This is a genomic window from Streptomyces sp. NPDC059785 (assembly GCF_042732375.1).
Lineage (GTDB): Bacteria > Actinomycetota > Actinomycetes > Streptomycetales > Streptomycetaceae > Streptomyces.
Genome location: NZ_JBHWHV010000007.1, coordinates 175079 through 188117, shown reverse-complemented (window position 1 = coordinate 188117; position 13039 = coordinate 175079). Strand labels below are relative to the sequence as shown.

Sequence of the window (13039 nt, the reverse complement as noted above, 5' to 3'; positions counted from 1 at the left end):
TGACTGCTGAGCAGGGGCAAGTGCAGCCGTCGGGAGTGTGGGCCACGGCGGTGGGCGTGGCCAGGGTGCGGGCGCTGGAGACCGAGCGGGAGAACGCGCTGTTCCGCGACCCCCTGGCACAGGCCTTCGCCGCCGCCGGCGGGTTGTGGCCCTCTCCGCCGGCACGGTCCGAGGAGGAGGCCGCGCGCCGCCGCCGGCTGGCCGTGTCGGTCTCCATCGTTGTCAGGACGAAGTTCCTCGACGACCTGTTGCGGGAGGCCTCCGCGTCCGGGGTCCGGCAGGTCGTGCTGCTCGGCGCCGGCATGGACAGCCGGGCCTTCCGAATGGACTGGCCGCAGGGCACCCGGCTGTTCGAGGTCGACACCACCGCCCCACTGGACTTCAAGGCTTCGGTGTTGCGCCGGGAGCGTGCCGTTGCGCGCTGCGAGCGGATCACCGTCGCGGTGGATCTGCGTGAGGACTGGCCGGGCGCGCTGGCCGCCGCGGGGCACGACCCGGCCGTACCGACCGTGTGGATCGCCGAAGGACTGCTGATCTACCTGCCCGAGGACGCGGTGGAACTGCTGCTGGCCCGAATCAGCGCGCAGTCGGCGCAAGGCAGCCGGATGGGGCTGACGTTGGGCTCGCGCGGTGTGATCGAGCGCTTCGGCGGCGCGGATGCCGCGCCGGGATCGGCGGCGTCCATGTGGGTCTCGGAGATGCCCGACGACCCGGTCGGCTGGCTGGCCGGGCACGGCTGGGAGGCCGAGAGCCACACCCTGCGCGACCGCGCCGCCGCCTACGGCCGCTCCCTCAGCACCCTGCCGCAGCGCGAGGAGCGGCCCGGCGGTCTGATCTCGGCGATCCGCCGGTAGAGCGTCTGTCGGTTCACAGCATGACCGCCTCTCGACACTGTCGTCTCACAGATCCGCGAGCCAGCGATGCCCCGGATGCACGCGAGCGACCAGTTCGGCCAAGGCGTCGCGTTGAGCCGGGGACATGTGGGGGACGGTCGCGTCGAAGTCCGCCTGATCCTTCTGCCGGACGTGCTTGGCCTTGAACAGCAGGACCAGTTCGGGCGCCAGGTACGGGATGCCGTCGGGGGTGTGGTGGATGATGTCGCCGTAGGGAAACCGGATCCGATCGTCGCGTCGGCAGATCCAGGTGTCGCCGTCGTGCGGTTCTCGGAACACGTCGAGCAGGTAGTTGCCGGTGGCCGGTTCGCGCAGCCACGTCTGATGTACGGCGGCCAGTATCTCCGGTGTGACGTCCTCCCAGATCCGGCCGCTGCCCACCCCGTCGAAGACGTACCCGGGGAAGCGGTCGACGACCTCGGGAAAGCTCGCGGCCGGGATCGCGATCTCGATGTCCCCGTGCGCGCGTGTCTGTCCGCCGCGGAACAGGTCCAGCGCCCAGCCCGCGGCCACGCACCAGGGCGCGTCGACCCCGGCCAACCGCTGCGCGACCTCACTCGGGGCCCAGCAGGATGACCATCGGGCGTGCAGGTTCTCGATCTCGTCGGGTGACAACTCGACGGCGTCGCCGGGCAAGTGCTCGCTCATCGCAGTAACTTATCAACGGTCTCGACCGCCCGGCCGGTTCCTGATGAGTGCCGCGACGGTCCATGCAAGCAGATTGCCCGGCGCCCTGAGCGGTCACCGTGCCGAGTGAACTTCCAAAGTCAAGACCGGCAGTTGTTGATTGCCTGGGCACGAGTGAGGATGTGTGCCATGGGGAGCGAGGGCACGTCAGCACCGCAGGAGGTCCGGAACGCCGCTGAGTACGTGGCTGCGATGCGACGGCTCAAGGAACGCTCGGGGCTGACCTACCGGCAGTTGGAGGAGCGCGCGGCGGAGCGGGGAGAGGTGCTGGCCCGCAGTACGACGGCCGATGTCCTCCGTCGTCCGGCACTGCCGCGCCCCGATGTCGTCGTCGCGTTCGTCCGGGCCTGCGGCTGCCCGCCCGAGGACATCCACGACTGGATGGCAGCACACCGCCGCCTGGCCGACTCGCAGGCCACCGGCTCACAGGCCATCGACTCGCAAGCCATCGGCTCGCAGACCGCCGGTCCGCAGGCCATCGGCTCACAGGCCGTCGGCCCGTCCGAATTCCGGCAGGCCGCGTCTTTGGGGGTGCGCGCCGTCGCCCGCATCCCACCGACCGAAGCCGGCACCGTTCCTCCCGTCCGCGCGCCTCACCACGTTCCCCGCGACCTTCCGGACTTCACCGGCCGCGAGCAGGAGATGAGTCGCCTGACCGCACCCGTCGAGGGCAGGGCCGTCGTCCACGCCATCGACGGGATGGCCGGGGTCGGCAAGACCGCTCTCGCCGTGCACGCCGGACACCTGCTCGCCGATCGGTTCCCTGACGGTCGGTTGTTCGTGGACCTGCAGGGTTACAGCGAGGGGAAGACGCCGCTGACCACGGACGAGGCTTTGGAGATCCTGCTGGGACAGCTCGGGATCGCGGCCTCGGACGGTCTGGAGGCGAACTGGCGGGTGCAGACGGCGAATGCGCGCCTGCTGGTCATCCTCGACAATGCCGTCGACGAGCAGCAGGTGGCTCCGCTGCTGCCGTCCGGCCCCGGGGTGACGATCGTGACCAGCAGGTCCAGGCTGGCCGGTCTGGCCGCGGCCCGGCCCCTGTCCCTGGCGGTACTGCCCGATCAGGAGGCCGCCGCGTTCTTCACCCGCATCGTGGGCGCCGACAGGGTGGCCGACGAGCCGGCGGCCGTCGCGCGGATAGTCCAGCTCTGCGGGGGCCTGCCGCTGGCGCTGAGGCTGTCCGGGGCACGGCTGGCGCACCGCACCGCGTGGCCGGTCGCGCATCTGTCCGCCCGCCTCGGAGACTCGCGGCGGCGACTGCCGGAACTGTCCATGGCCGGGCAGGGAGTGGCCGTGGCGTTCCGGATGTCGTACGCCCAGGTGCCGTCGGAGGACAAGCGCGTCTTCCATGCGATGGGGCTGCACCCCGGTGCCGACGCGGACGCCGCGGTGGTCGCGGCGATGGCCGGCATGTCGCCGGACGACGCGGACGACGCACTCCAGAGGCTGGTCGACGTCCATCTTGTGGAGGAGGCCGTTCCCGGCCGCTACCGTCAGCACGACCTGGTGCGGCAGTACGCCCGGAGCCTGTCCCTCGACCGGCAGATGGTCAAGCGGATGCTCGACCACTACCTGGCGACCGCGACGGATGCAACGGCCCGTCTCGGCACCGGGACCGGCCCGGAGACCGCGACGGCGCACGCCTGGCTGACCGCGGAGCGAAGCAACCTGCTGGCCGCGACGCGGTGCGCCACCGCGGAAGGGCACAGCGACTACGCCTGGCGGCTGGCCGTCGTGCTGTGGCGGTTCCTGGCCCGCAACCTGGCGGGCGATTCCATCGAACTGCTCGAGCAGGGAGTGTCCGCTGCCCGGGAGACGGCCGACGGCGGCGAGCTGCTGCTGAACACGCTGCTGGCTCTGGCGCACTGGTCCGCAGGCCACACCTCGGCCGCCCACGAACTGCTGGCCGCCTCGGCGAAGTCACGCGGAAGCACCGAGTTCCACGCGCACGCCCTCGCCCTGCTCGGACTGATGCTCCTGCGCCGCGGAGCCCTCGATGCGGCTCAGGAGCACGCGGAGCAGGCGTTCGCCGAACTCGCCGAGCTCACCGCCCTGTCCCCGCTGGGACTCGACGCGAAAATCATCACCTGCTGGACCCGCGGTGTCGTGCGGGGGCTGCGCGGCGAGCACCAGGCCGCGTTGCCGTACCTGCGGGAGGCGTACGCCAGTTGTGCGGAGTTGGGCGGACTGGCGCCCAACGACCACGTGCTGACCGCCCTGGCGCGTTGTCTCATCCTGCTCGGCGATCACGACGAGGCGTTCGGTCACCTGGAGCAGTCACTCGTCGTGCGCCGTGCCATCGGTGACCGGGAAGGCGAAGCGGAGGCACTGGTCCTCCTCGGAGCGGTGCAGCGGCTGAGGGGCAACCCCGAAGACGCCGTACGGACTCAGCGCTCCGCCGTTCACATGCTGCACGGCGACCCGCGCCTGCAAGCCTGCGCCCGCATCGAACTGGGCGCGACCCTGACCGCTCTCGGAGAGACGGCCACGGCGATCCACGAGTACGAGGCCGCCCTCGCCCTCGCGGTCCAGGGCCGCCACTCGCACGAAAGAGCACGAGCGCTCCACCAACTCGCACAAACGCTGCGCGTGGACGACCCGAAGACGGCCGAGCGCCATCAGCGGAGAGCCACGGAGATCACCACCGAACTGGGCGTCCAGCACGAGACGTCCCTGCCTCACTTGCGGCCTGCGGGCTGGTGAGGACAGCGGGGCCGGTATCCGGGTTCTGTGCCCGTCGGGAAGACATGGACGCATCGCGTGATTGAACCGTTCAAATCCCTGGCTGCGGGCGAAGCACCCACCCGCCATTCACGCCCCATCTCCGAAAACTTTCGCGCACACCGATTGACCCCGATCACGACCGTGCTTACTGTCATCCTCTGTCCCGGGTGGCTCGCTCCCAGGACGAATCGCTTCTCTATTGAATCGATTCAACAAGCGCGTCGGCAGCGTCGCCGACGGCAGAAAGGCGTGGTCGCGTTGAACGTCAGAAGACCCTCGCTCGGGCGCCGGTCGGGCGGCACGCTGCCGTTCGTGGTGGCGCTGCTGACCGCGGCGGGCATCGGTGTCGCCGTACCGAGTGCCTCCGCCGGGCAGACCTCCGCCGAGAGCCGGTCCGCCGCCCTCGGCGCGCGGCTGACGGCCGCCAGCTTCAGCGATCCGGGCTCGGCCGACCGGCCCTGGGTGCGCTGGACCCTCTCCGCGGACTCCTCGATCGCCGAACTCCAGCGGGAGTTGAAGGAGATGGCGTCGGAGGGGATCGCGGGCGCGGAGATCGGTCAGGGTTACTTCCCCTCCGGCGACAAGCTCACCGCCCTCTTCAAGACGGCCAACAGCCTGGGCATCGCGCTGAGTCTGTCGCACGGGCCGGTGTCGGCCCCCGACGGCTTCTCCATCGACGACGACCAGGCGCGCAAGCAGCTCTCGTACGGCAGCAAGGCGGTCGGCGGAGGTAAAAGCATCTCCGGCGCGCTGCCGAAGCCCTCCACCGGCAACCGCACCACGCTGGTCTCCGTCCTCGCCTACCGGTGCAGCGGCTCCTGCGCGACCAGCGGTGCGACCACCCTCGACGAGGGTTCCGTTGTCGACCTCACCTCCAGGGTGAAGAACACCGACACGGCCGGTGTCGACGGAGGCACCACCACCGGCTCCCTGGAGTGGACCGCCCCGTCGGGTGGTGACTGGACGGTGCTCGCCTTCTGGAGCGTGGGCGTCCAGGCGCAGCCGGACCTGCTGACCAAGGCGGGCACGAAGACGCTGACCGGCAACATGGACGAACAGTTCGCGCCGGTCAGGCAGTTCATGCGCGCGAACGGCGCCGACTTCCTCTACGACTCCCACACCGGTGACCGGGGCAGCCCCACGGACACGTGGAGCAACTCGATGAAGGCCGACTTCAAACGCGAAGCCGGCTACTCCATCACCGACTACCTGCCCCTGCTGGTGAGGCAGGGCAGTTCCAGTGCCAGCGCGACGGCCTGGGCCTTCGAGTTCGACAGCAAGACGTCGAAGAAGTTCCGCAACGACTTCGACCAGGCGCGCACCGACCTCTGGATCGACAACCACGTCACGCCCCTGAAGAAGTGGGCCAAGAGCACCTACCACTACGCGATACGCCTCCAGCCCTACGGTGAGAACGGCGCCGCGGTCGACTCCATCCAGGCCGCGGCCAACCTCGACCGGGTCGAGACGGAGACGCTGTGGTTCGGTGACGAGGTCGACAACTACCTGCCCGAGGCGTCCGCCAACCACATGACCGGCAACAAGTGGTACTCGATCGAGGGCTCCGCGGCCGTCAACCAGGCCTACGCGCAGACGCTCCAGGACCAGGTCATCCGCATGAACAAGGCGTACGCCGGCGGTGTGACCAAGCTCGTCTACCACACCTACCCGTCCGACACCGGCAACACCTCGACCTGGCCGGGCTACTCGCTCTTCCCGACCAGCTTCTCCGGGTCGTGGGGAGACCGTAATCCGGACTGGGCGTCGGACGCCAAGGTCTACAACGACTACTTCGCCCGCAACCAGCTCGTCCTGACGCAGGGCGAGGCCAGGACGGACGTCGCCGTCTACTCGCAGAACTACACCTACCAGCAGCCCTACAACCAGAACGACCTCCAGTACTGGTCCGACCCGAAGCTGTCGAGAGCCGGCTACACCCGCGACTACGTCAACCCGACCCTGCTGGACGAGCCCAACGCGACCGTCAGGAACAAGCGGCTCGCCGCCGACGGACCCGATTACAAGGCGCTGATCCTGGACAGCACGCAGCTGCCCACCGCCGCCGCCTCCCGCGACAGCATCCCGGCGGACACCGCGAAGAAGATCCTCGGCTACGCCAGGGCCGGCCTGCCGGTGATCATCGTCGGAGCCGCGCCCAGCACCTCTCCGGGTATCGACACCAAGGCCGACAGCGGAGTTCGGTCGGCCATGGCGGCCCTGTTGAAGCAGAGGTCGGTACACGTCGTGGCCTCGGAGGCTGACGTCCCCGCCCTGCTCAAGAAGCTCGGCATCAAGCCCTCGGCCGAGCCGGCCACCGACAGCCCGCTGCTGTCCGTGCACCGGCAGGACGCCGACACCGACTACTACTGGCTCTACAACCAGTCCACGGTCACCCAGGACGACGAGCCGGCCACCCTGTTCGAGCCCAACACCTCCGCCGAGCCGACCGAGACCGACGTCACCCTCCAGGGCCACGGCACGCCCTACCAGCTCAACACCTGGACCGGGGAAATCACTCCGATCGCCGAGTACACGGCACACCAGGACAGCGTCACCGTCCACGTGTCGCTCACCGGCGACGACAGCACGGTCATCGCCCTGAGCCCCGACCCCGAGCGCTTCGGCTCCCACCGCACGGGGTCCCTGCACGTGGTGTCCACCACGGCCGACTCCGCCGTACTCCAGCCCGACGGCGGCCTCGCCGTCACAGCCGCCGAGGCAGGCACGTACACCACCGTCCTGAGCAACGGCCGCAAGGTCACCACCAAGGTCTCCTCGGCGGGCCCGGCCGTTGACCTGACCACCGCGCCCTGGAGTCTGAACGCGCAGGACTGGCGGCCCGCCGCGGCCTACGGGACCACCGGCGCGGACGCGGTGAGGACCGACAAGAATACCGTCCACGTCGACCTCAAGAGGCTGACGGCCTGGACCGGGATACCGGAACTGAAGGACGCCTCCGGTGTCGGCACCTACACGACGACCGTCACCCTGCCTTCGTCGTGGAAGAAGGGCACCGGAGCGCGCCTCGGCCTGGGCCAGGTCACCGACTCCTTCAGCCTGACGGTCAACGGCACCGAGGTGCCCACACCGAACCAGCTCAGTGCGACGGCCGACATCGGCACCTACCTCCACGCCGGCAAGAACACGATCACCGTGCAGGTCTCCACCTCGCTGATCAACCGGCTCCGCACCCTGAACAGCGCCCTGTCCTCGCGCACCGCCCAGCCCAACGGCCTCGTCGGCCCGGTGACACTGACCCCGTACAGCGTCACCAGGGTCGGCTGAGCCAAGCTGTCCGCCACCGCTCGTACGGGAGTGCCCGTCGGGGAAAGACCCCGACGGGCACTCCCGCAGGGCTGCGGTGCCGGCGGCTCATCCGCGCGCGAGACGCCGCAAGGCGGCCCCTCGCGCGGAGGCGGGCAGCAGCCGGAGCATGCGGGTCAGCGCCGCCGTCGTCATGGGGAACGCGGCATCGGCGCGCTCCGCCTCGATGGCGCGCAGTGCTGCCGTCGCAGCGGCCGTTTGCCGCGGCCTCCATCTCGCCCGCGTCAGCCACCCAGGTGTGACAGGCGCTGCCGCCGGCACGGACGCGGGCCGCCACGGCTTTGAGCCGGTCAGCCCGGCGCGCGACCAGGCCGACGCGGTCGAAGAGCACCAGGCTGCCGTCCGAGGGCCGCTCGCGTCACGAGCCGGCCTGAACGGCGCGCCGCGTGACACGTCTGAAGATCGGGTACACGTGCCGCCATGGATGAAGTGGTGCAGGCAGGACTGTGGGGACTCCTGGCCGGATCGGCACTGCTGCTGGGCGCCGGACTCGGCTACGGGCTTCGGGTGCCGCAGAAGGTGATCGCCTCCGTGATGGCGTTCGGAGCCGGGGTGCTGCTGTCGGCGGTCTCCTTCGAACTGGTCGGTGAGGCGTACGACCAGGCTGGACTGGCCCCGGCGGCAGTGGGCACCCTCGCCGGTGCCGCTGCTTACACCCTGGGCAACGTGTGGCTGGCCCGGCGTGGTGCCCGGCATCGCAAGCGGTCCGGCAGCCGGGCGGCGCGGTCTCAGCCGTCAGAGAGCGAGCAGGGCGGTTCGGGGGCGGCGCTGGCCCTCGGCGCGTTGCTGGACGGGGTCCCGGAGTCCGCGGTCATCGGGGTGAGTCTGCTGGACGGCGGATCGGTCAGCCTCGTGACGGTCGTGGCCGTGTTCATCAGCAATGTGCCCGAGGGGCTGTCCAGCAGTGCGGGGATGAAGCGGGCGGGGCGGGGCAACGCGTACGTGTTCGGGGTGTGGGCGTCGATCGCGGCCGCGAGCACGGTCTCCGCTGTGCTCGGCTACACGGTCATCGGCGCGTTCTCCCCGGCTGTGATCGCGGCCGTGACAGCGGTGGCGGCCGGTGCCATTCTCGCGATGGTCGCGGACACGATGATCCCCGAGGCGTTCGAGGACGCGCACTTGGCGATCGGGATGATCACTGTGTGCGGGTTCCTCGTCTCTTTCGCGCTGTCCCATGGCTGACCTGTCCCATGGCGCGTTAGTTGTTTGCGTAAAACCCGGCGGTCCAGTTGAGTGGCCGCGATGGACATCGCGGATCTCTTCGACGTGCTCGATGCCCTGCGCTCGGCGAACGTGCCCTGCTGGGTCGCCGGTGGGTGGGGCGTGGACGTCCTCGTAGGACGGCGGACGCGCGCCCATCGGGACGTCGATCTGGCCCTGGACGCGGCGACCGAGGCCTCGGCGATCGAAGCCCTGGCTGCCCTGGACTACCGGATAGAGACGGATCAGCGGCCTGCGCGCGCGGAGCTCGCGGCGCCCGGCCGGCGCTGGGTGGACCTCCATCCGGTCGCCTTCGACGCGCTGGGCGTGGGGCGGCAGGCCGACCTCCAGGACGGCTACTTCCTCTACCCTCAGGGGGCGTTCACCGTCGGCCGTATCCGGGGGCGCACCGTTCCATGCCTGTCGGTCGCCCAGCAGCTCGCCTTCCGCCGGGGCTACGCGCTGAGGGACGTCGATCACCACGACATCGCTCTGCTCAGGGGACTCGACGGGACATCCGCCGCGGGGCCGCCGCGTCGCGACGGCTAGCGTCGCGAAACGCCGAGGTGGGGGAACCGGCGCCGCGCAGTCACTCGGTGTCGCGCGAAGGATCCTGTCGGTCGCGGTCGGTCGACTGGGTGTTCGTGTCCTCTTTGCTCTGGTCCGTCGCGGTGGGGCGGAATGCCTTGGTGCTGTCCTTCAGTCGCTCCAGCGTCCGGGTGAGCTGTTGGAACGGGGACGTCGGCCGGGTTGCGGACGGCTGTTGCTCGGCGGGAGCGGCGTCGGCGAATTCGCGGTAGACGGCCAGCGCCTCGTTGGCACGCTCGGCCGCCTCCCGGTACAGGTCCCGGGACTTCGCCATGGCCTCCAGCGCCTCGGCGTACCTCGCCACCCGCTGCCGTTCCCGGGCGAGTTCCTCCCGAAGAGTGAGGAGGCGCCAGTCCTCCCGCAGCGCGGTCAGGGCCTCGTCGGCCCCGTCCGGCAGCGGACGCGGCAGCGCGGCGAACCGCTGCACCGCCGCGACGAGATCAGCCGGCTCCGAACCGTCCAGGAACACCGTGCGTACGGCGAAGTCCTCGGCCTCGTAGCCGGACGAGGCCGCGGTGCCGGGCAGCACCACCGCACCGCCGCGTGGCAACGTCACGTCGACGTCCCGCAGCGCCCACTGCGCGACCCGCAGCTGATGCGGCGCGGCCCGGTGTTCCACGACGCGGTGGCGCAGGCTCGGCGGCAGCCATCGCGCGAGGGGCAGCCGTCCGCGCTCGTCATGGGCCATGGCCTCGTGGACGACGACGTGGATGCACCATCCGTCGTGCGCGGAGGTCTTGAGCAGGCGCCGTGCGTCCTTGTCGTCCTCGGGCAGAGTGTTGATCCTGCTCAGCGACAGCCCTGTGGCCGCGTTGTGGTCCCAGTCGCCGTACTCCGGCCAGAACCGGGTGACGGGGGAGGGCCAGGCCGTGTCCCACGGCTGTTCCGCCTCCGCGAGCAGGGTCCACTCCCGCCCGCCGCCCGTATGGGGCGCGAGGCTCAGCCGGGCGCGTACGGTCACGTCGTCGGGGACCCGCCAGCGGGCCTCGAAGGTGTATGCGGAGGAGTCGCCGGCATCGGGAACTTCCATGAAGTCGTCGATGACGTGGTCGTCCTTGAGCTGGCGCAGGGTGTGACGGAGTACGCCCTCGGCGTCGGGTCCGACGTGGCGACCGCGAGCCGGCCACACCGTGGCCGGAGTCGTGGGGCGGGCTGCGGGAGAGGTGGGCATGGGTCCTTGGGGAAGCAGGGGCACGTGCTCGTACCAGTATGGGCGCCGCGGCCCGGCGGAGATCACTCGGGGCCGCCTACCGCACCTCTGCCGCGCGGCTTTTCCGAGGCGTCCGCCACTGCTCGTCCTGCCCGGGCCGGGGCAGCGCCTGGGGGCGTGGGTCCGGCAGTCATCGCGAGCCGCGACGGCCGGGCCCCGCGCGGCTCACCCCTGCGTGAGGCCGCCGGTGCGACCACTCGATCGTGTAAGCCGGAATCGCGGCCAGTGACCGGTTGACCGACTGGCCGATTGACCGACCGACTGACTGGCCGACCGACTGATTGACTGGCCGACCGACTGACTGGTCGATTGACCGCTTGAAGGCGCGTGTCAGCTTGCGTCGGCGGTTTCCGCGACGAGTCCCTGGAGGAAGGTGCCGATCGCGGCTTCAAGGGCTTCGGTGAACGCCGGGTGCATGAACGCCAGGCTCGAGTCCGCCTGGAAGGCGGCGATGGGCAGCCGAGTGTCCGGCGGTCCGACTGGCCCTCGCGGGCCTCGCCGTGGTGTTCCCCTCTGCCCGCACACTGCCCGCTTTGACTCCACGGCTTCGGGACTTCGTGGAGCACCATCCACGGGGCACCGACATCGGGGACCACGTGCGCTTCGTCCTGATACTGGCCGCGGATGACGACGCCCGGACGCTCGCTGCCGTCGACACGTTCACCGGCGACCACTGGCGCGGCACCTCCCGCGAAGCACCGATACGAGCGCGCGCTCTGCACCTGCTCGGTCAGATGCTGAAGCGGGTCGGAACGGGCCTCACACGGTCACACCCCGCGCAACAACGGCCTCTCTGCACGACGGCACGATCACCGAGCCGGTCAGAAGCACGGCAGAGGCCGGCCGATCAGTCACCCATGAACCAAACGTACCGATGGGGCCCTTCTTTCGCCGTCCGGCACATGGACCGCACCTCTTCCAGCCAAGGACCGGCACGCTCCACGGGCAGTCGTTCCAGTTCCTCGAGCAGCATGGATATCTGCCAGGTGTTGAAAACGGTGTCGGCGTACGGGCACACCCCGGCGAGCACGGGAACTCCGCCCGGTCGATGTCCGCGAGCGCCTCGTCCCAAGAAACACCCGGGGAGTGCGCGAGGACTGCCCCGGACTCATCCCGCACCTGCAAGTCGATCACCGAACCAGGCTACCGGTCGGTCAGTCGACCGACTCCGCCGCTCAGATTTCGAAAAGGGTTTCCCCTTGTGGCGAGACCGGAGGGTCAGGAACGTCATGGGGTCGGCGAGCGAACGTGTTCGATCTACGGACCGTCTGAGCCACTACCGGAGTTGCCCATCCACCCCGCTAGCGCGCCCGCGTGTTCCCATGCTGACCGCCCGCCTGCTCCAAGGCGGTCTCGTAGGCGTGCAGGGCGGCGATGACCGTGGCGCGTTCCGCGGGGGCGAGGTCGCGCATGACGGTTTCCCAGGCGGAGGCGCTGCCGGAGAGCCATTCGCCGATCGGTACGGCGTAGGCGGAAGCGATGGTGATGATGCGGCGGCGGCGGTCGGCGGGATCGGCGGTGCGTTCCAGGACGCCCAGCCGTGACAGTTCGCCGACCATGAGGCTGACGGTCGTCGGGGCCACCTCCAGCCGGGAGGCCAACTCGTTGACGCTGATGGGGCCGTCGTACTCCAGGTGGGCCAGGAGCGCGAGGTGTCGCGGTGCCAGATCCAGGCCCTGGAGCGCCGACGGCATGGGCAGACGCTTGGCCCGGCCGACGAGCCGTGGCATGAGCAACAGCAGCGTGCGGACGGCCTCGTCGACGGCCGGACCGTCCGAACTCGTGGACATGAGCGACCTCTTTCGAATACCTTTGAGGACAAAGGCTTTGTGGGCAAAGAGAAACGAGGGTCACTATGCCGCACCTCACTGTCCATCTTCCAGAGAGCAGGCTGTCCGGCAACGAACCCGGACTCATCGCCGCGCTGACCGACGCTGTCGTCGACGTCTACGGCGAATGGGCCCGTGCCCTCGTGAGCATCCGCCTGGCCGGAGTCCCCGCAGGCCGTTTCGCGCAGGGCGGCAAGGCCGTGGACGCGAACGCCTCGGTGGTCCTGGGCGTCCGCGCCGGCGTCTTCGACCGCCCCGATGCTGCCCGGATCACCACGCGCCTCGGCGCCGCCCTCACCGAAGCGGTCACGCGCGTCGTAGGCGAGGACCTCCGCGCCGGCACCATGGTCGAACTCGTCGCGTCGCCGCCGGAACGCACCTTCGTCGGCGGCACCCGCGCCGTGTGACGCTCGAAGCGGCGGAGGGCGCGGTGGTCGCGCACGGGGCAGGCGGATGCCGATGGGAAGTGCTGGATCACCCCCTGTCGCATCCGTTGACTTCACCCCCGTACGGGCCTACCTTCGGCCCGCACGGTGTTCGAATCGTCGGCCCTTGTTCGAGATTGCGATCAGATTCTGGTG

General features: G+C 70.1%; 9 protein-coding genes. 6 read left to right on the top strand and 3 right to left on the bottom strand.

Annotated elements, in window-relative coordinates; all coding sequences use genetic code 11:
• Positions 1–35 precede the first annotated feature (35 nt).
• Positions 36–854 carry a class I SAM-dependent methyltransferase gene (locus tag ACFV6E_RS08030; RefSeq protein ID WP_385167912.1) on the top strand — a complete coding sequence of 273 codons (819 nt, stop codon included), beginning with the start codon at positions 36–38 and terminating at the stop codon, positions 852–854.
• 45 nt (positions 855–899) lie between these two features.
• On the opposite strand, the gene ACFV6E_RS08025 is transcribed toward ACFV6E_RS08030, so the two are convergent.
• Positions 900–1541 carry a nucleotidyltransferase domain-containing protein gene (locus tag ACFV6E_RS08025; RefSeq protein ID WP_385459963.1) on the bottom strand — a complete coding sequence of 214 codons (642 nt, stop codon included), beginning with the start codon at positions 1539–1541 and terminating at the stop codon, positions 900–902.
• Between the two features lie 231 nt (positions 1542–1772).
• Between ACFV6E_RS08025 and ACFV6E_RS08020 the strand changes: the two genes are divergently transcribed.
• The 4 genes from ACFV6E_RS08020 to ACFV6E_RS08005 all read left to right on the top strand — a co-directional run bounded on the left by ACFV6E_RS08020 (position 1773) and on the right by ACFV6E_RS08005 (position 9380).
• Positions 1773–4286 carry an ATP-binding protein gene (locus ACFV6E_RS08020; RefSeq protein ID WP_385460033.1) on the top strand — a complete coding sequence of 838 codons (2514 nt, stop codon included), beginning with the start codon at positions 1773–1775 and terminating at the stop codon, positions 4284–4286.
• A gap of 279 nt (positions 4287–4565) precedes the next feature.
• Positions 4566–7592: a glycosyl hydrolase gene (locus ACFV6E_RS08015; RefSeq protein ID WP_385459961.1), complete on the top strand. Its 3027-nt coding sequence runs from the start codon at positions 4566–4568 to the stop codon at positions 7590–7592.
• Positions 7593–8051: 459 nt separating this feature from the next.
• Positions 8052–8813 carry a ZIP family metal transporter gene (locus tag ACFV6E_RS08010; RefSeq protein ID WP_385459959.1) on the top strand — a complete coding sequence of 254 codons (762 nt, stop codon included), beginning with the start codon at positions 8052–8054 and terminating at the stop codon, positions 8811–8813.
• Positions 8814–8873: 60 nt separating this feature from the next.
• Positions 8874–9380 carry a nucleotidyltransferase domain-containing protein gene (locus ACFV6E_RS08005; protein ID WP_385459957.1) on the top strand — a complete coding sequence of 169 codons (507 nt, stop codon included), beginning with the start codon at positions 8874–8876 and terminating at the stop codon, positions 9378–9380.
• A 40-nt stretch (positions 9381–9420) separates the two neighbouring features.
• On the opposite strand, the gene ACFV6E_RS08000 is transcribed toward ACFV6E_RS08005, so the two are convergent.
• Positions 9421–10590 (bottom strand): hypothetical protein, encoded by a 1170-nt coding sequence (locus ACFV6E_RS08000; protein ID WP_385459955.1) that lies wholly within the window; start codon positions 10588–10590, stop codon positions 9421–9423.
• Between the two features lie 1340 nt (positions 10591–11930).
• The gene (locus tag ACFV6E_RS07995) at positions 11931–12419 is read right to left on the bottom strand and encodes a MarR family winged helix-turn-helix transcriptional regulator (protein ID WP_385176397.1); all 489 of its coding nucleotides are present in this window, start codon (positions 12417–12419) and stop codon (positions 11931–11933) included.
• Between the two features lie 65 nt (positions 12420–12484).
• Between ACFV6E_RS07995 and ACFV6E_RS07990 the strand changes: the two genes are divergently transcribed.
• Entirely contained in the window at positions 12485–12865 is a 381-nt protein-coding gene (locus ACFV6E_RS07990) for a 4-oxalocrotonate tautomerase family protein (RefSeq protein WP_385459953.1), read from the top strand.
• Positions 12866–13039 lie beyond the last annotated feature (174 nt).